This window comes from Acidovorax sacchari (assembly GCF_042847045.1).
In the GTDB taxonomy this organism is placed as follows: Bacteria; Pseudomonadota; Gammaproteobacteria; order Burkholderiales; family Burkholderiaceae_C; genus Paracidovorax; species Paracidovorax sacchari.
The window spans coordinates 32,485-51,197 of the sequence record NZ_AP035783.1 but is presented as its reverse complement, the minus strand read 5'-3'; the positions used below and the strand labels follow the sequence as shown (position 1 = coordinate 51,197).

The 18,713-nt window shown below is 68.2% G+C and carries 15 protein-coding genes; 8 read left to right on the top strand and 7 right to left on the bottom strand.

The features are described 5' to 3' along the window. Positions 1 to 124 precede the first annotated feature (124 nt). The 6 genes from ACGHC0_RS00215 to ACGHC0_RS00190 all read left to right on the top strand — a co-directional run bounded on the left by ACGHC0_RS00215 (position 125) and on the right by ACGHC0_RS00190 (position 4,934). Positions 125 to 322 carry a heavy-metal-associated domain-containing protein gene (locus ACGHC0_RS00215; protein ID WP_415267083.1) on the top strand — a complete coding sequence of 66 codons (198 nt, stop codon included), beginning with the start codon at positions 125 to 127 and terminating at the stop codon, positions 320 to 322. 2 nt (positions 323 to 324) lie between these two features. Beyond that, a complete protein-coding gene (cueR, locus tag ACGHC0_RS00210) occupies positions 325 to 810 on the top strand; it encodes a Cu(I)-responsive transcriptional regulator (RefSeq protein WP_415267082.1) in 486 nt (161 codons plus the stop codon). 114 nt (positions 811 to 924) lie between these two features. Further along, entirely contained in the window at positions 925 to 2,586 is a 1,662-nt protein-coding gene (locus tag ACGHC0_RS00205; protein WP_415267081.1) for an ATP-binding protein, read from the top strand. Positions 2,587 to 2,723: 137 nt separating this feature from the next. After that, entirely contained in the window at positions 2,724 to 3,914 is a 1,191-nt protein-coding gene (locus ACGHC0_RS00200) for an acetyl-CoA C-acyltransferase family protein (protein ID WP_415267080.1), read from the top strand. A 76-nt stretch (positions 3,915 to 3,990) separates the two neighbouring features. Then, positions 3,991 to 4,383, top strand: a complete 393-nt coding sequence (locus ACGHC0_RS00195) for a BPSL0067 family protein (RefSeq protein WP_368353474.1) — start codon at positions 3,991 to 3,993, stop codon at positions 4,381 to 4,383. Between the two features lie 35 nt (positions 4,384 to 4,418). After that, complete coding sequence (locus ACGHC0_RS00190) at positions 4,419 to 4,934, top strand: STY0301 family protein (RefSeq protein ID WP_415267079.1); 516 nt, start codon at positions 4,419 to 4,421, stop codon at positions 4,932 to 4,934. 3 nt (positions 4,935 to 4,937) lie between these two features. Here the strand turns inward: ACGHC0_RS00190 and ACGHC0_RS00185 are convergent, their stop codons facing one another. The 3 genes from ACGHC0_RS00185 to ACGHC0_RS00175 all read right to left on the bottom strand — a co-directional run bounded on the left by ACGHC0_RS00185 (position 4,938) and on the right by ACGHC0_RS00175 (position 7,575). After that, positions 4,938 to 5,186, bottom strand: coding sequence for a DUF3297 family protein (locus ACGHC0_RS00185; RefSeq protein WP_013592554.1), 249 nt, complete (start codon positions 5,184 to 5,186; stop codon positions 4,938 to 4,940). A 102-nt stretch (positions 5,187 to 5,288) separates the two neighbouring features. Then, positions 5,289 to 6,542 carry a nucleoside recognition domain-containing protein gene (locus ACGHC0_RS00180; protein WP_415267078.1) on the bottom strand — a complete coding sequence of 418 codons (1,254 nt, stop codon included), beginning with the start codon at positions 6,540 to 6,542 and terminating at the stop codon, positions 5,289 to 5,291. A 37-nt stretch (positions 6,543 to 6,579) separates the two neighbouring features. Next, on the bottom strand, positions 6,580 to 7,575 hold the full coding sequence (locus tag ACGHC0_RS00175; protein ID WP_415267077.1) for a recombination-associated protein RdgC: 996 nt from the start codon (positions 7,573 to 7,575) through the stop codon (positions 6,580 to 6,582). 237 nt (positions 7,576 to 7,812) lie between these two features. On the opposite strand from ACGHC0_RS00175, the gene ACGHC0_RS00170 reads away from it, so the two are divergent. Both ACGHC0_RS00170 and ACGHC0_RS00165 read left to right on the top strand, forming a co-directional pair. Beyond that, positions 7,813 to 8,361: a Spy/CpxP family protein refolding chaperone gene (locus ACGHC0_RS00170; protein ID WP_415267076.1), complete on the top strand. Its 549-nt coding sequence runs from the start codon at positions 7,813 to 7,815 to the stop codon at positions 8,359 to 8,361. Between the two features lie 116 nt (positions 8,362 to 8,477). Next, positions 8,478 to 9,065, top strand: coding sequence for an acyloxyacyl hydrolase (locus ACGHC0_RS00165; protein ID WP_415267075.1), 588 nt, complete (start codon positions 8,478 to 8,480; stop codon positions 9,063 to 9,065). 1,061 nt (positions 9,066 to 10,126) lie between these two features. Here ACGHC0_RS00165 and ACGHC0_RS00160 read toward each other — a convergent pair. From ACGHC0_RS00160 to leuA, 4 genes are all read right to left on the bottom strand, one after another. Then, entirely contained in the window at positions 10,127 to 14,626 is a 4,500-nt protein-coding gene (locus ACGHC0_RS00160; protein WP_415267074.1) for an EAL domain-containing protein, read from the bottom strand. A gap of 264 nt (positions 14,627 to 14,890) precedes the next feature. After that, complete coding sequence (locus ACGHC0_RS00155; protein ID WP_415267073.1) at positions 14,891 to 16,024, bottom strand: 3-deoxy-7-phosphoheptulonate synthase; 1,134 nt, start codon at positions 16,022 to 16,024, stop codon at positions 14,891 to 14,893. Between the two features lie 52 nt (positions 16,025 to 16,076). Then, positions 16,077 to 16,598 carry a C40 family peptidase gene (locus ACGHC0_RS00150; RefSeq protein ID WP_368353466.1) on the bottom strand — a complete coding sequence of 174 codons (522 nt, stop codon included), beginning with the start codon at positions 16,596 to 16,598 and terminating at the stop codon, positions 16,077 to 16,079. Between the two features lie 82 nt (positions 16,599 to 16,680). Further along, entirely contained in the window at positions 16,681 to 18,390 is a 1,710-nt protein-coding gene (gene leuA / locus ACGHC0_RS00145; protein WP_415268461.1) for a 2-isopropylmalate synthase, read from the bottom strand. Positions 18,391 to 18,713 lie beyond the last annotated feature (323 nt).

Here is an 18,713-nt window from a genome sequence, read left to right as displayed (position 1 = left end):
ATCATGGCAAGGTCAAGGCCGGATCGCGTGCGGCTGGTGCTTGACTCTGCCACCATGTCAGGCTTGAAGATCCCGACATCCATCCATTCATTCATTCCAACGATTCTTTGAGAAGGAACCCGCCATGCAACACAACTTCCAGGTCCAGGGCATGACCTGCGGCCACTGCGAACGCGCCGTCGTCCACGCCGTGCGCAGCGTCGATACCGGCGCCACCGTGCAGGTGGACCTGCCCACCGGCCGCGTCGTAGTGGAAAGCGACAGCCCCCGCGAGGCGCTGGCCGCCGCCATCACCGAAGAGGGCTACACCGTCGCCGCTTGAGCATGAGCGCGGTACCGAAGCAACGCCGCGCCCGGCCGGCGAGCCCGCCATCCGTCTCGGCGCAGGAATCCCCGGCCACGGCGGCGGTCGGCCCCGTGCCCATCGGCACGGCTGCCGCGCGGGCAGGCGTCTCGCAGCGCATGGTCCGCCACTACGAGGCCCTCGGCCTGCTGCGGGACGTGGCGCGCACGGACAGCGGCTATCGCCAGTACACCGAGGGGGATGTCCACACCCTGCGCTTCATCCGCCGCGCGCGCGACCTGGGCTTCTCCATGGAAGAGATCGCCACCCTGCTGGGCCTCTGGCAGGACCAGCGCCGCGCCAGCCGCGAGGTCAAGCGCATCGCCCAGGCCCACATCGACGACCTGGGCCGCCGCATCGCCGCCATGCAGGCCATGCAGCGCTCGCTGCAGCAGCTGGTGGGCTGCTGCCAGGGGGATGGGCGGCCGGATTGTCCGATCCTGGATGACCTGGCGGGAAGCGGCTGAAGGCTGAAACGCAGAGCAGGCAAGCGATGCCAATTCTCGGCATGTTGTCCCTTGCAGGTTTGGCAGTGCCGTTGGAATCCATAAACTCCAATGCATTCCACCTCGCCTGCCGACATGCCTACCTCCCTCGCCCAGTTCCAACAGTGGCTGCTTGAGCCCGAAGGCCAACGCCTGGAGTTCAAGGAGGCCAAGCAGCGCTACGACTTCGAGAAGTTGCTCAAGTACTGTGTGGCACTGGCCAATGAAGGGGGTGGCACCATGGTGTTGGGCGTAACGGACAAACGGCCACGCCGCATCGTGGGTTCGTCTGCATTTGAAGCCCCCGAGCGCACGGAAGCAGGTCTGCACCAACGGCTGGGGCACCGCATCCCGGTCGAAGAGCTTCATCTGCCCGAGGGTCGAGTCGTGATCATTCATGTCCCTTCCCGGTTGCCCGGCACTGCATGGGAGATCGACGGTCAGTATTTCAAACGCGCGGGTGACGACCTCGTAGCGTTGAAAGGACCGGAATTACGCGACATCTTTGCCGAGACGGGCCCCGACTTTTCGGCACAACCCTGCCCTGGTGCCACGCTGGCGGATCTGGACCCTGGCTCGATTGCGCTCTTTCGCGAGCGCTGGGCCAGGAAGACTGGCGACTTGCGCAGACGCGATCTGAGCGATCTGCAGACCCTGCGCGATGCCGAATTGCTGGTGGAAGGCGACCAGATGAGCTATGCGGCGCTCATCCTGTTCGGTACGCGCGCGGGCCTCACGCGATGGCTGGCCCAGGCCGAGCTGGTGTTCGAATACCGCTCGTCCGAAGCGGCTGGACCTGCCGCCGACCGGGAGGAGTACCGCGCAGGCTTTTTCTCCTGGCAAGACGCACTGTGGAAAAAGATCAACCTGCGCAACGACCGGCAAAGCTACCAGGACGATTTCTTCCGCATGGATCTGCCCACCTTCGACGAAGTGCCAGTCCGCGAGGCCTTGCTGAACGCCGTGGCCCACCGAGACTATCGGCTGGGTGGTTCCATCTTCGTGCGCCAGTTCGCCAAGCGGCTGGAGGTGGTGAGTCCCGGCGGCTTGCCAGCGGGCATCACGCCCGAGAACATCATCGACCAGCAAAATCCGCGCAATCGCCGTCTGGCCGAGGCGCTTGCGCGCTGCGGGTTGATCGAACGCTCGGGCCAGGGCCTCAACCTGATGATGGAGAGCGCTGTGCGCCAAGGCAAGCCGCTGCCCAGTTTCGCGGGCACTGCTGCGCACGAGGTGCGGCTGACGCTGGAAGGCGGCGTGCGCAACCCGGCGTTCGTGCGGTTCATGGAGCGGCTGGGAGAGGAAAGATTGCGCAGCTTCTCAACGCTGGACTATCTGGCATTGGAGCGCCTGGAGCAGGATCGCGCTCTGACGCCGGAGTTGCAGGAACGCCTGCCCACTCTGGCAGAGGTGGGTGCGATCGAGGTAATGGGACGGGGAAAGACCGCCAGATACATGCTTGCAGCTGCCTTGTATGCGACGTTGGGCAGCAAAGGCACCTATACCCGCAGACGGGGGTTGGACCGTGGAACCAACAAGGCTCTATTGCTGCAGCACCTCAAAGACCAAGGTGAGGCAGGCGCCCCGCTGAGCGAATTCCGCCAGGTGCTGCCATCGCTCACCATGAAAGCCGTGCAAAAGCTGCTGGATGAGCTCCGCAATGATGGTTCGATCGGCGTCGTCGGCCAAAGACGCTGGGCCCGTTGGTATCTGGCGGATGCAGCGGTGTTTAAACCAGGGTTTAACCCAAAGAGGTAAAGCATTGCTTTACTTCTAAAAATGTCATTTCAAATCAACAGCTTATAAAACCCTCTGGGTCAATGAACACCGAGCGGCTTGGGTTCTGCTGGTGGAATCGATCTTCCCGCTCTTATTTTCCTGAAGGACTTGCAGCCATGACCTCCCGCGACATCCTCATCGCCTCCATCGCCCGCACCGCCATCGGCACCTTCGGCGGCTCGCTCAAGGACATTCCCAACACCCAGCTCGCCACCACGGCCGTGCGCGCGGCCATCGAGCGCAGCGGCATCGCGGCCGATGCGGTGGGCCACGTGGTGATGGGCAACGTGATCCCCACCGACACGAAGGACGCCTACCTCTCGCGCGTGGCCGCCATCGATGCGGGCTGCCCGGTGGAGACGCCGGCCTTCAATGTCAACCGTCTGTGCGGCTCGGGCCTGCAGGCCATCGTGTCCGCGGCACAGGCGATCGCCCTGGGCGACTGCGACGTGGCCATCGGCGGCGGGAGCGAATCGATGAGCCGGGGGCCGTATTTCGACACCGCATCGCGCTGGGGCGCGCGCATGGGCGATGCGAAGAGCATCGACTACATGCTGGGCATCCTGCACGACCCCTGGCAGAAGATGCACATGGGCATCACCGCCGAGAACGTGGCCGAGCGCTACCGCATCGGCCGCGAGGCGCAGGACCAATTGGCCGCCGAGAGCCAGCGCCGCGCGGCGGCCGCCATCGAGGCGGGCTATTTCAAGGAGCAGATCGTTCCGGTGGAAATCCCCGGCCGCAAGGGCACGACCACGCTGTTCGACACCGACGAGCACGTGCGTGGCGGCACCACGGTCGAGGTGCTGGCCGGCATGAAGCCCGCGTTCAGGAAGGACGGCGGCACGGTCACCGCGGGCAACGCCTCGGGCATCAACGACGGCGCGGCCGCCGTGGTGCTGGTGGCGGGCGACCGCGCGGCCGCGCTGGGTGCCAGGCCGCTGGCGCGCCTGGTCGGCTACGCGCACGCCGGGGTGGACCCGGCTTACATGGGCATCGGCCCCGTGCCCGCCACGCGAGCAGTGCTGCAGCGCACGGGCCTGTCGGTGCAGGACATGGACGTAATCGAGGCCAACGAAGCCTTTGCCGCCCAGGCGTGCGCCGTGATCCAGGAACTGGGCCTGGATCCAGCCAAGGTGAACCCGAACGGCTCGGGCATCTCGCTCGGCCACCCCGTCGGCGCCACGGGCGCCATCATCACCACCAAGGCCATCGCCGAGCTGCACCGCACGGGCGGCCGCTATGCGCTGGTCACCATGTGCATCGGTGGCGGCCAGGGCATCGCAGCCATTTTCGAGCGCGTTTGAAACGATTGGAAACAGCCACGGCAAACCGGGCGAGGCCGACTAGGATCGCCTCCTTTGCGCGACCATCACACAACCGATGCCATACATCTACCAGAATGCCGCAGCGCTCGAGGGAACCGACAAGGTCGGCAGCAAGCACTGCGTGGCGCTCCTCCAGCACTATGCCCACCTGCCGCACACCAGCAACTGGAAGCAGGGCGAAACCGTGTTCGGCAATGCCAACATCAAGAAGGGCACGGCCATCGCCACGTTCAACAGCGCCGGCAAGTACGGCAGCCTGCCCACAGGCAACCATGCGGCGTTCTTCATCTCGCAGGATCCCGGCGGCATCTGGATCATGGACCAGTGGCTGAGCGATACGCAAAAGCCCAAGGTGTCCATGCGCTACGTGCGCCCCAAGCCCCAGCGCAAGAACGGCGACTTCGCCGACCCGAGCAACAACGCCGCCGCGTATTCCGTCATCGAATGATGAAGGTGCACACGAAGAACGACACCGGGATCTCCATGATGCCTCCAGCTTCTGCCCTCCCCTTCACGGCCAGCCGGTCCGCGACCCTGGCCTGCCTCCTCGTCGCGGCCACCGGCCTGCCCGGCGCGGCTACGGCGGCCACGGCCAACGGTACGGCTGCGTCCGCCGCGCTGGAATGCCCGGCCACGGTCCAGCTCGAAGCCCCCCGGGCCACGGCATCCGGCCTGCCCGCAGGCACGGAGATCGTGCTGGATGCGCGCCCGCTGCGCCTGACCGGATACAACTTCTTCGACGGCCCGCCAGCCCAAGGTGCCGCACTGGTGCCCACGTCGGACAAACCCGGCAAGGGCACGAAGCGGGCGAAAAGCGAATCCACCGCCACGTGGGTGTTCGAGGGGGACTATCCGCAAGGCAAGTTCGCTTCGTGCGACTACGCGGGAGGCACGGTGCGACTGGTGCAGCGCATGGACGATGGGGCGAAGCGGTGCACGGCCATGTCGCGCACCGCCGGAGATCCACCGGCGCTGCAGGTGCGATTCCGGTGCGAGTGACTTTTACTTGTAGAACGCTTCCACCGTCCCCTTGAGCGTGAGGAGCAGCGGCCGGCCCTTGCGGTCCACCGTCTTGCCGGCCGGCACCTTGATCCAGCCTTCGCTCACGCAATACTCTTCCACGTCGAAACGCTCCTTGCCGTTGAAGCGGATGCCGATGTCGTGCTCGAAGACGGCGGGCACGTGGAACTTGCTGCGCGGGTCGATGGAGAGGTGGTCGGGGAGTTCGGGGCGTTGCACTGCGTCGGTCACGGGATGGAGCTCTCTGGGTGAAGCGAAAAGGAAAGAAGCCCGGATTCTCCTGCAATTGGCCGGCCCCTCCGCCGGGGCTTTCCCACCGCCCGCCTGCGTCCGTCAGCGCAGCATCGCGTACCCCACCGCGATCGCGGCGGCCAGCCCCACGGCGTCAGCGAACAGCGCGCAGGCCAGGGCATGGCGCGTGTGCTTCACGCCCACGCTGCCGAAGTACACCGCCAGCACGTAGAAAGTGGTCTCGGCCGAGCCCTGCATGACCGCGGCGAGCCGCCCGGCGAACGAGTCCACGCCGTGCGCCTGCATCACGTCGATCATGAGCCCGCGCGCGCCCGCGCCGGACAGCACCCGCATCAGCCCCACCGGAAGGGCCGGCAGGAAATCCGTGTTCCAGCCCATCGCCGCCACGCCCGCGCCGACGACCGCGAGCAGCGCGTCCATGCAGCCGGCCGCGCGGAAGACGCCGATGGCCACCAGGATCGCCACCAGGTAGGGCACGATCTGCACCGCCACGCCGAAGCCTTCCTTGGCGCCGTCGATGAAGGCGTCGTACACGTTGATGCGGCGCACCGCCCCGGCCAGGATGAAGAGCATCACGATGCCGAGGATCACCGCCGCACCGATGGTGCCCGCGATGCGGGATGCCTGCTCGGCGGGCAGCCGGCCGAGCGCCCACACGGCCGCGCCCAGCAGCCCGGACACGGCCGCGAGCGGCAGCAGCAGCCGGGGGCGCCAGAGCGGCAGCCGCTGGCACAGGCCCACGGCCAGCACGCCCGCGATCAGCGCGATGAAAGTGACCAGCAGCGTAGGCAGGAAGATGTCCGCCGCGTTGAAGCCCGCGCCCAGCCCCTGCTGCACGGCGACGCTCTGGCGGATCGCGATCACCGAGGTGGGGATCAGCGTGAGCCCGGCCGTGTTCATGACCACGAACATGATCTGCGCATCGCTGGCCGTATCCCGCGGGCCTGTGTGCAACGACTGCAGCTCGCGCATGGCGGTGAGCCCCAGCGGCGTGGCCGCGTTGTCCAGGCCGAGCAGATTGGCCGAGAAATTCATGGTCATCGCACCCTGCGCGGGATGGCCCTGCGGCACCCCGGGAAAGAGGCGCCGCAGCAGCGGGCCGGCCGCGCGCGCGAGCAGTTCCACCATGCCGGCGCGCTCGCCCACCCGCATCAGGCCCAGCCAGAGCGCCATCACGCCGGCCAGGCCCAGGGAGATCTCGAAACCCGAGCGCGCGGCCGTGAACATCGCGGCCAGCAACGCCTGGAAGACATCCGCGTCGCCCAGGGCCCAGCGCGTGGCGGCGGTGACGAACGCGATGGTGAAAAAGCCGATCCAGACCCAGTTGAGCGCCATGGGGGGCGATGGTAGCTGCCCGGACCGTGCTGCCCGGTCAGAACGGTGCGTCGTCGTCCGCGTCCGCCGTGGCAGCGGCCGGTGCGGCAGCGGCACCACCCGCTTCGGCCTTGCGCTCGCCCGGTGCCGGCGCTGGGCCGTCCAGGCCCGTGCGGCCCTCGCCGCCCAGTGCCTCGATCAGGTCGGGGATCAGCTTGGAGAGTTCGCCCGTGGCGATCGCCACGTCGGTGTCGAAGCCAGAATCGTCCTGGCCCCGGCCCTCGAACACCGTGTCGAGGAACGACACCTTCTTGATCTGCAGGCCCTCGGTCAGCACGAAGGCGACGCGGTCGTCCCAGCTCATCGCGAGCTTGGTGGGCAGCTTGCCGGCGGCGATGTGCTCGCGGATCTCGTCGATGTCCAGAGGATGGCGCGCATAGCGGACCACGGCCTTGGATTCATCGGCGCTCTTGAGCTCGCACTCGCGGTCCACGCTGAAAGCCACCGGCGGCTCCTGCTCCTTGAGCCAGTGGGCCATGGCCGCCTGCGGCGAGGTCTGCGTATCGAGCAGGGAGACCGACAGGCCCGGCAGCGCTTCCACCAGCAGCGAGACGACCTCGTCGGCCCGGCCCTGGCTGCCGGTGTCGAGCACCAGCAGGCGCGCCTCGGTGTCGATCCAGACCCACATCGATCCCTGCTTGGTGAACGCCATCGGCAGCAGGTCGAGCTTGGCCTCTTCCTTGAGCTCGCGGGTTTCCTTCTTGCCCGGCTTGCGGCCGGTTTCCTTCTCGATGCGAGCGGCCTTGTCCTTGACCTTGCGCGCCAGGACCGATCCCGGGAGCATCTTGGATTCGGTCATGAAACGCAGGATCCACTGGCCACCCACGGATTCGGCGAGCGCGCCGTGGGCCTCGCCCCGGGGCGGTACCCATCCCACGGATTTTTCCTGGGTGGCGCCGCATTCCACGAACGGGGTGCGGGCCAGGGCTTCCTCGAGTTGGGGCAGTTCCGCATGCCACTCGGCGATGCGGTAGATGATCATGTTCTTAAACACGGAATTCCTTGTGTGCGATATCGCCCTGCGGCGGGCGCGCCGGCCACGGTGCCGGCGAAAGGGCGCCATTGTCGTTGCTGCGCGCCCCGGCGGGGTCACAGAACCTTGGCACAACTTTACACAGCCACACGCCCCCCTCATGGCGGGGATACACGGGCGGCCGACACTGGCTTCCAACCGCCGCACCGCACCGGTCGCGGCGGCAACGCCCCCGACGGGGCATGAAAGGACATCGCCATGACCGCACGTTTCCTGCAACGACGCTTTGCCACCGCAGCCACGGCCGCCGCACTGACGGCCCTGCTGGCGGCTCCGTCCTTCGCGCAGCAGCCTCCCCCACCGGCCGCGCCCCCCACGGCAGGTGCCGAACGCCCCCACCGCATGCCCACCCCCGAGGAACGCGAAGCCCGCATGGCCCGGCGCGCGGAAGCCCTCCGGCAGAAGCTGCAGCTCACGCCGGCCCAGCAACCGGCATGGGATGCCTTCACCGCGGCCATGCGCCCGCAGGGCCCGCGTCCCGACATGTCCGGAATGGCACAGCTGACCACGCCGGAACGCATCGACCGCATGCGGGCACTGCGCGCGCAGCACAACGCCGAGGCGGACCGCCGGGACGACGCCACGAAAACCTTCTATGCCGCGCTCACCCCGGCGCAGCAGAAGGTGTTCGATGCCGAGCACTTCGGCATGCATGGCCCCCGCCACAAGGGGATGCACGGCGGCAACGGACCTGCCCGCCGGCACGGCGGCGCGGCACCGGCCCCTGCGGCTCCGGCACCACAGTGATGCAGGCCCGCCGCGCATGCGGCGGCCACCTACAGCGGGTTTCCCGGCCCCTGTCCTACAGTGGGTTACGTCGATTGTGTAACCTTACGGTCGCGACATAACTGGGAATTCGCAAAATGCACCATTCATTCATGAAGCGCCTCGTGGCCCCTCTGGCGGCCCGGGGCGCTTTTTTCATTCTGGCGGCCGCCGCGTCTGCCGGTGTCCAGGCCCAGACGACAGGCGCCGAAAGCCCCTCGGTGTATGTGCAGGGAGGCTGGGCAGAGCACCAGACCGACTCCGCCACCCTGGGCATCACCCTGCCGTGGACATCCTGGCGCAGCGAGCTCTGGGGCAGCGAAGTGCGCGGCTATTGGGACATCTATGCCAGCCGGTGGGCCTACGACAGCGTGGACGGCGGCTCCGGCCACGCCACCCTGGCCGGCATCACGCCCACTTTCCGGCTGCGGCCCGACAACGGCCGTTCCCCCTGGTTCCTGGAAGGCGGGGTCGGCATCACCTACATGGACAAGCGCTATCACACGCCCCATAAGGAATTCAGCACCCGGTACAACTTCGCGACCCACCTGGGCGTGGGCTACAGCCTGGGAGCGCAGCGCCAGCACGAGGTCGCGATCCGCGTGCAGCATCTCTCCAATGCTGGCATCAAGAGTCCCAACCCCGGGGAGAACTTCGTCCAGCTGCGCTACGCGTACCACTTCTGACGCAACGCCCTTGCCCCCTCCGAAGCCCCGCACTGCGGGGCTTTTTCTTTGGCGCAGCCCGGTCCGGCCGGCCATCCGCCGGGTGTCTGTGCATAAAGCTGGGGATAGTTTGAGGCACATCTCCGGGTTATCCACTGCCGCAGGCCGGCGGCCGGAGTTGTTATCGGACTGCGCCAGCGTTCACTCGCCCGCAGGCCACAGGCTTGTGGTGGCCCCAAGTGATTGCCAGCATTGGGAAAACGAGGCTTGTCCACAACGCAGGCCCCTCCTTACTACTATTCCTATGGTTTTATAAAAGCTTTCAAGGAATAACAGGAAACATCCTTCAGGGCCATGGCGGAAGGCCCGGAATCGCCCGCGAGTGCATGACCGCACCTGCCCCCGCTTCACAGGGGCCTTGGCGTGCAGCACAGGTGTCCGGCGGGAACGGCCGTGCCCCGCCCGGGCATCGCTGCATCGCGGCCTGGCGCCTCGAGGCCACAGCAACGGCAGCAACCCGGTGGGAACGCCGCCGCAAGGCCACCAAAGGGCTTCCCGAATGCCGTTTCCGGGACAAAGCTGGGGACATCTTTCGCACAAGTGCCTGCTTTTCCACAGCAGCGGTTGCCTCGCCGCACTTGTCCCCGGCAGGACGACAGCGGCAGCCTGGTTCCACCCACATGGTTCACGGCAAGCCAAGTACCTTGTCGCGCCACGGGAAATTCCGGTTATCCACAGATGCGGGCCGGCCTTACTACTACGACTATGTTTTTATAAATACATACAAGGAAGAACAAGGAACAACCGGGCACGGCGTGGTGCCGGCCGTGCAGGCCCCGTGTCGGCGATATGCCGATTCGCACATGACAACGCCAGGTGCCGCCGCGGGGTGGTTCCGTCGGCCATGCCCCGTGGAAGGGCCTGAAGGGCGTCAGGCGCGTCCAAGGAACAAGGGAAGTAGGGGGTGGGCCGCATGGGCCCTTTGCGGGCTCCTGTGGCCTTCAGGAGGCTCCGCGGCATGCCGTGATGCTCGCGCAGCCGACTGCGCATGCTCGCCCCGGGGCGGGGCGCCCGCTTCCGGGTCAGCGGGAGGGAAGCTGCTGGATCAGGAAGTCTTCCAGGGCTGTTTCAGGCAGCGGCCGGCTGAAGAAGTAGCCCTGGTAGGCGCGGCAGCCCGCCTGTTCCAGGCGGCTGCGCTGTTCGGCGGTCTCCACGCCTTCGGCGATGACGTCCAGCCCGAGGCTGCGCGAGAGCGCGATGATCGTGTCCACGATGGCTGCGTCGTTCGGATCGGCGAGCAGGTCGCGCACGAAGCTCTGGTCGATCTTCAGCTGGTCCAGCGGCATGCGCTTGAGGTAGCTCAGCGAGGAGTACCCCGTTCCGAAGTCGTCCAGCGAGAACCCCACCCCGTGGGACCGCAGCGCGGCCATGGTGGCGATGGTGGTCTCCATGTCCTCGACGAAGAGGCTTTCGGTCAGCTCCAGCTTCAGGCGCGATGCCGGCGCGCCCGTCGCGGTGATGGCGCGCACCACGTCCTCCACGAAGGCCTCGTGGTGGAACTGGCGCGAACTCACGTTCACCGCCATGCTGAGGTGCCCGCGCCCGGGCACGTGCTGCCAGCGTGCCAGCTGGGCGCAGGCCGTGTGCAGTACCCAGCGGCCCAGGGGCAGCACCAGTCCGGTTTCCTCGGCCAGCGGAATGAATTCCCCCGGGGACACCATGCCGCGCTGTGGGTGCGGCCAGCGCACGAGCGCCTCCACACCGGTCACGCCGCCCCGGTGGTCGATCTGGGGCTGGTAATGCAGCATGAACTGCTCCCGTGCCAGGGCGGTGCGCAGGTCGTTTTCCAGCTCCGCGCGGGCGGTGACCACCGCCTGCATGCCCGGGTCGAAGAACCGCAGCGTATTGCGCCCCGCGGTCTTTGCCTGGTACATGGCGAGGTCGGCCTGCTTGAGCAGTTCGCCCACCGTCGATGCCCGGCCGTCGCCGAAAGGCGCCACGCCGATGCTGGGCGTGCTGCGGTAGTGGTAGCCCTGCAGCACGTACGGCGTGGCCAGCACGGCCAGGATCTTCTCGCCCACGGTGCGGGCGCTCAGGGCCAGGTCTTCGGGATGGGGGCTGAGCCCTTCGATCATCACCACGAATTCGTCGCCGCCCAGGCGGGCGACGGTGTCCACGGAACGCACGCAGGTGTTCAGGCGGGCAGCCACCTGCTGCAGGAGCACGTCGCCCTGGTCGTGGCCCAGGGTGTCGTTGAGGGTCTTGAAGTTGTCCAGGTCGATGAAGAGCAGCGCGCCCCCCTGCCGGCGCCGCTGCGCCGTGGCCAGGGCGTGGCGCATGCGGTCCATCAGCAGCATGCGGTTGGGCAGCCCGGTCAGCGAATCGTAGAACGCCAGCCGCTGGATCTCCCGTTCCGTGGCCTTGCGCTGGCCGATGTCGGTATTGATGGCCAGGATGGAATCCGGCTGGCCCTGCTCACCCTGCACCAGCGTCCAGCGGCCCTCGACGTCCAGGCGCCGCCCGTCCCGGTGGAACTGGACGATCTCCCCCGCCCATTCGCCCTGCTCCTGCGTGGCCCGGGTCGCGCGCAGGAATTCCTGCGTGTCCTGGTACAGCAGCGTGGCGATGGACTGGCCCATCGCTTCCTCGCGTGTCCAGCCGTAGAGCCGCTCGGCGCCTTCGTTCCAGAACGTGATGTGGTGGTCCAGGTCGCGCACGATGATGGCGTCGCGCGCCTTGTCCAGCAGCGATGCCTGTCGGCGGATATGCGCGTCCGATGCCTGGCGGGCCATCTCCGCCGCCGCACGCGCCGCGAAGATGCGCAGCGTGGAGATCACCATGCCGGGCTGCTGCAGCGGCTCGCGGAAGACCACGAAGACGAAACCGATGGGCTGCCCTTCCGCGCTGCGCAGCTGCAGGCCCACATATGCCTGGGCTCCGAGCCGCGCCACCGGCGAATCCGGGTAGAGCTCGGCGATGCCTTCGGGGATCACGCATTCGGCCTCGTTCACCAGGCGCAGGCTGGGCGTGCCTTCCAGGGGATATTCGGCATTCGGCTGGACCATCCCCTCTTCCACGCGCGACAGCGTCACCGCGCGCGGCACCCGCCCCCCCGGCTGCGGAAGCAGCCGCGTGACGCAGCCGCCCTGGGCGCCCAGGGCATCGCACATGTGGCTGGCCAGCTGCCGGAAGAACTGCGTTCCGGTGCTGGCTGACACGGCGGCCGCGGCCTTGAGCACCACCGCCTGCAGGCGCTGCTGGTCCTGGCGGGTGCGCAGGCTGCCCAGGCCGAAGGCGATGTCGTTGGCGAGCTGCTGGAGCAGTTCGGTTTCCTCCGCGCCGGTTTCCAGCACCTCTTCCGGATAGAGCGTGAGCAGGCCGAAGACCTGCTCGGCATCGCGCAAGGGCAGGCTGATGACCGCGGGCAGTCCCAGCTGCCGCAGCGGCTGGGCCCACAGGTCGGCATCCGGCGCCTGCCGCAGGTCGTGGACGATCACCGGCCTCCCGCTGCGCAGCGCCTCGCCCGACGGCCCGGGGCTGTGGGGTGTCCAGGGAGCGTCGGGGGTGCCGGCCGGGCGCAGGGTTTCCACACCCACCGTCGTCAGGCCGGACCAGGCCACGGGCTCGATGCTCTGGCGCTCGGTGCCGTTCCAGTGGCGCACCATGCCCACCCAGGCACTGCGGTAGCCGCCCACTTCCCGGGCGATGCGGCAGACCTCGGACAGCAGGGCCGTTTCTCCCGTGGCGCGCACCAGGGCTTCGTTGCATGCGCTCAGCAGCCGCTGCACGGTGCCCACGCGCGCGAGTTCGCGTTCCACGCGCATGCGCTGCGTCACATCCGTGGCGAGCACCTGGCGCGCGGCCCGGCCGTTGAAGGTGATGTCGCCCGCGTACACCTCCATATCGATGTGCGTGCCATCCTTCTTGCGGTGGCGGCGGTGCACCGCGTCGCGGCGCACGCCGGTCGGCAGGGCCCGCGCCTCCACTTCCCGCCGAGAGCGTTCCTCCTCCGGCCAGAGCTGGGCGGTCGTCATGCGCAGCAGTTCGGCTTCCGTGTACCCGTAGTGGCGCACCATGGCGCGGTTCACCGCGAGAATGCGCAGGCTGCCGCGCTCATAGACCCACATCGGCTGCGGATGCGCATCGAAGAGCGAGCGGTACTGCAGTTCCGAGGCGCTCAGCTGCGCGGCATAGCTGCGCAGCTGCAGCACGGCGCCCAGCGATTCGGCCAGGATCTGCACATAGGCCACCTGGCGCTGGGAAAAGGTGAACACCGGGTCGGCGTTCACCTTGAGCATGCCGAGCACCGTATCCCCCGCGCGCAGCGGCGCGGCGATGAACGACAGCAACCCGTGCTGGCCCTCGTCGGTGGCGAACAGTGCATGCTGCTGCGAGCCGTCGCTGTGCAGCACCGTCTGTTCGGCTTCCAGATGCTGCCAGAGCAGGTACCCGAGCATCGGGCGGGATTCGTCCAGCGGCGCGGCCCGCGGCCCGGTGCTCGCGCGCACGCGCAGCCGGTCGCCCTCGCGCAGCACGACCATGGCGCCCTGCCCGTCCGCCAGGTCCATCGCGGTGCGGGCCGCCAGCAGCAGGACTTCTTCCACGGGCAGGTCGAGCGCGCTCATGCGCTGCTGCACGCGCACCAGTTCCGCATGCGCGCCGGCATCGCGCTGGGCCTGCAGGGCGCTCTGCTTCTGGGCGCTGATGTCGGTCATCCCGCCGACCATGCGCAGGCCCTGCCCCTGCGCGTCGCGGATCACGAAGCCGCGGTCGCGGATCCACGCATAGGTGCCGTCCTGCCGGCGGAAGCGGTATTCGTCCATCCAGTGCAGGGCGTCGCCTTCGATGGCGGCATGGATGCTCTCGAGCACGCGGTCGCTGTCGTCGGGATGCAGCCGCTGCGTCCAGGAGGTGCTGTCGTGCGGCAACGTATGCAGCGGAACGCCGAAGAGGACTTCCATCCCCTCGTTCCACCACATCGAGTCATCGGTGAGGTTCCAGTCCCAGATCGCGTCGGCGGTGGCCCGTGCCACGAGGTGGAAACGTTCTTCCGACAGGGCGCGTTCCTGCGCGCGCTGCGCCATGCCGCGGCGCTGGCGGCGCAGTTCCAGGAGCGCCATCGCCTGGCTCGCGATCGCGACCAGCGCCTCCCGGTGGCACTCTTCCAGCGCCCGCGGGTCCGTATCGAGGACCACGACCGCGCCCAGCGTCAGGCCATCGGTGGTGTTGATCGGCATGCAGGCTGCCATGCGCATGCGCGAAGGTCCCTGTACCAGGGGATGGCTGCGCAATACCGGATCGGCCGATGCGTCCTTCACCTGCACCAGCCGGCCCCCGAGGGCGAGCCTGCACAGGACATGGGCGCCCGCCAGGTTCTGCAGGGTGCCGAGTTCCATGCCCGCGCTGGACTTGAACCATTCGCAGTCCTTGCCCACGAAGCCGATGGCGGCGATGGCGGCCCCACACAAATGGGCCGCCAGGCGGGCGAGCTGATCGAAGGTGTCTTCGGCCGGCGTCTCGAGAATGGCGCAGGCGTGCAACGCGTCCAGGCGCCGGCGGTCCGGGTCCGTGCGCGCAACCATGGTCAGCGCTCCCGGAGACGCGGGAGAGCCCGGCGCTCTGGAGCGTGCGGCATCGGAAGCGGGAGCGGATGCACCTGCATGGCGTGGTCGTGGTGGGGTTGGAGGGGGTCGCGTTGCCGGGTCCACCCGCCGGAGCGGCAGACGTCCCAACCTGCATGTTTCCGAATGCTACACCCTGGCAACCGTCCAGAGGCCGGGCAAGTGCGGCCGATCCGTGCAGAAAACAACAGCAGCGCCCCCAGGGCGGTTCGGGAAGGCAGCGGATCAGCGGTGGCCGCGGCGCGCCCGCACGGCGGCAGCGAGGCCTTCGAGCACCGGCACCGTCTGGTCGAAGCCGATGCAGGCGTCCGTCACCGACACGCCGGCCTCCAGGGGCTGCCCGGGCACGATGTCCTGGCGGCCTTCCCGCAGATGGCTTTCGATCATCACGCCGGTGATGCGGCCGTCCCCGGCTGCGACCTGCGCCGCCACGTCGGCCGCCACCTCGATCTGGCGGCGGTGCTGCTTGCTGCTGTTGGCGTGCGAGACATCGATCATCACCTGCTCGCGCAGGCCCGCGCCGCGCAGCAGGGCGCAGGCCGCGTCCACGTCGGCCGCCCCGTAGTTCGGCTGGCGGCCACCGCGCAGGATCACATGGCAGTCCCGGTTGCCGCGCGTCTCGAAAATGGCGGCCTGCCCCATCTTGGTCATGCCCATGAAGGCGTGCGGCGCCTGGGCGGCGAGGATGGCGTCGGACGCGACCTTCACGCCGCCATCCGTGCCGTTCTTGAACCCCACGGGGCAGGACAGGCCGCTGGCCAGCTGGCGGTGGCTCTGGCTTTCCGTGGTGCGCGCGCCGATCGCGCCCCAGCTCACCAGGTCGCTGATGAATTGCGGCGAAAGCAGGTCCAGGAATTCCGTACCCACGGGCAGGCCCAGCGCCAGCACGTCCAGCAGCAGCCTGCGCGCCATTTCCAGGCCTTCGTTGATCGCGAAGCTGCCATCCAGGTGCGGATCATTGATATAGCCCTTCCAGCCCACCGTGGTGCGGGGCTTCTCGAAGTACACCCGCATCACCAACAGCAGCTCCGCGGACAGCCGGTCGGCCTGGGCCTTGAGCGCCTTCGCATACTCCATGGCCTGGCCATGGTCGTGGATGGAGCACGGTCCCACCACGACGATGAGCCGGTCGTCCTCGCCGTGCATCACCCGCGAGAGCGCGGCGCGGCTGGATTCCACCAGGGCCTGGGCGCCGTCCGAAGCGGGCAGCCACTCCTGCAGCAGCGCGGGCGTGATCAGCGGCCGCACGGCCTTGATGCGGGTGTCGTCGATGCGGGTGGTGTCGTGCGTGCCGGGCTGCGGCGTGGCGCGGTGGACATGCGAAGCGGGGCCTGCGTCCGGGGAAAAGATGCGGTTCATGGGCCGCGATTGTCGCGCGCCCGGCCAGATGCACCTTGTCCCAGGTCGTGTCTCATGGCCTGCGGAACGCGATGGCCTGCCGCGACCAGTAGCCCGAACTGAAGCGGTCCAGCCGCACCGTGCCGCCCGTGGACGGCGCATGCACGAAGCGCCCGCCCTCCACCACGATGCCCGCATGGGTGGGGCGGCCGGAACCGAAGATGACCAGGTCGCCGGTGCGTTCGTCACCGGCCGGCACGGGAGCACCGAAATCGCTGAGCTGCGCCACCGTGCGCGGCGGCGCAACCCCGGCGAGGCTGCGGTACACATAGCCGATGAGCCCGCTGCAGTCGAAGCCGCCTTCCGGGGTGTTGCCGCCGTAGCGGTACGGCGTGCCCACGAGACCCATCGCGTGGATCGCGATGTCGTTCGATTGCTCGGGTGTCAGGCGGGAATACGCTGGGACCGTTCCACGTCCGCCGCGGTGCGGCGATGTACCGCATGCGGACAGCAGCAGCGCGGCGGCGACCAGCACGGTCCTGCGGGCGGGCCCCGATGCGGAAATCCCTGTGGCATGGCTGGGCTTGTTCTGCATGGCGCCGCAGATTAACCCAGGCATGGACCGGCCACCGTTTCGGAAGGTTTTTCTCCGGGGAGTGGTGGCCGGGGCCGGTGCGTCAGACTTCAGTGCCGGTGGGCTCGCGCACTGCGGCCTGGGTCGCGCCACCGCGCCGTGCGACCAGCCGGTTGGCCACCGCCACCACGGCCTGCACCGATGCGTTGACGATGCTGTGGTCCAGGCCCACCCCGAAAGTGGCGCCCGGCACGCCCTCGAGCGCGGCCTCGACGATGGCCAGGGCCTGCGCGCCCGCGCCGGCGCCGGTGGCACGTTCTTCGTAATGGTCCACGCGCAGCGGCAGGCCGAGCGCATCCACCGTCGCGTCGATCGGACCATTGCCGCGCCCCTGCAGCGTCTGGCGCACGCCGTCGATGGTCACGTCCAGCGCGATGCCCTGGCCGTCCTCATCGAGGCGCTGGCCGTGCAGCGTGAGCGCGCCGGGCGTGCCTTGCGCGGGCGCCGCGATATAGGTCTGCGAGAACAGGCTCCAGAGTGCGTCGCCGTCCATTTCGCCTTCGCTCGTGTCCGTGGCGCGCTGCACCACGGCGCTGAACTCCACCTGCAGGCGGCGCGGCATCACCACGCCGCGCTCGCGCTCCAGCAGGAAGGCGATGCCGCCCTTGCCCGACTGGCTGTTCACGCGGATCACGCTGTCGTAGGTGCGGCCGAGGTCCGCCGGATCGATCGGGAGGTAGGGGACTTCCCAGAGGCCCGCCGGGTCCTGCGCCGCAAAGCCTTTCTTGATCGCGTCCTGGTGCGAGCCCGAGAACGCGGTGAAGACGAGGTCGCCCGCATACGGATGGCGCGGATGCACCGGCAGGGATGTGCATTCCTCGGCCACGCGCGCCACATGCGTGATGTCGGAGAAATCGAGGTTCGGGTGCACGCCCTGCGTGTACATGTTGAGCGCGAGCGTCACGATGTCCACATTGCCGCAGCGCTCGCCGTTGCCGAAGAGGCAGCCTTCCACCCGGTCTGCGCCGGCCATCATCGCCAGCTCGGCCGCGGCCACGCCCGTGCCGCGGTCATTGTGCGGGTGGACGGAAAGCACGATGTGCTCGCGCGGTGCGAGCCGGCGGTGCATCCATTCGATCTGGTCGGCGAACACGTTGGGCGTGGCGTTCTCCACCGTGGTCGGCAGGTTGATGATGATGGGCCGGCCCGGGCCGGCGCCCCACGCCGCGATCGCCGTCTGGCAGGCGCGCAACGACACCTCGGGCTCGGTGGCGCTGAACGTCTCTGGCGAATACTGCAGCGTCCAGGCCGTGGCCGGCTGCGCGTCGGTGAGGCGCTTGATGAGGGACACGTGGTGCTCGATGAACGCCATCACCTGCGACACGTTCATGCCGAACACGATGCGGCGCCAGGCCGGGGCCGTGGCGTTGTAGAGGTGCACGATGGCGCGCGGCGCGCCCTGCAGGGCCTGCACCGTGCGCTCGATCAGGTCCTCTCGCGACTGGGTCATGACCATGATGGTCACGTCGTCGGGGATGCGGTTTTCCTCGATGAGGCGACGCACGAAGTCGAAGTCCGTCTGCGACGCGGCCGGAAAGCCCACTTCGATTTCCTTGAAGCCGATGCGCACGAGTTCCTCGAAGAGGCGCATCTTGCGCTCGCCGTTCATCGGCTCGAAGAGCGCCTGGTTGCCGTCGCGCAGGTCGGTGGAGAGCCAGACCGGCGCCCGTGTGATGGAGCGGGACGGCCAGGTGCGGTCCGGCAGGGACGCAATGGCGGTGGGTTGGTACTTGGTGGCAGGCTTGGCGATCATCATGATGGGCTCCACGAAACGGTATCGCGCCGGGCCGGCATCGCCGCAAGGGCAAGGTGGATGGCATGACGCCACCACGGCGCGATCAAATCAACGAACGGAAAAGACGATGCGACATTCCCTGCAGCCCTCCACGCGGGTGGAGGCTGGTTCGTGGGCCGGGGTCAGGGGAAGGTCGGTGTTGCGCGGACTGGCGGCACGGGGGCCGGATCAGCGGGCAACGGGGATGGCGAACGCAGGCAGACCCCGGCCAGGCACTAGGCCTAGAGCTAGGGTGGATAGGATGCGGCTGCGTTGCATGGTGTGCGGGACTGAGCGTTCAT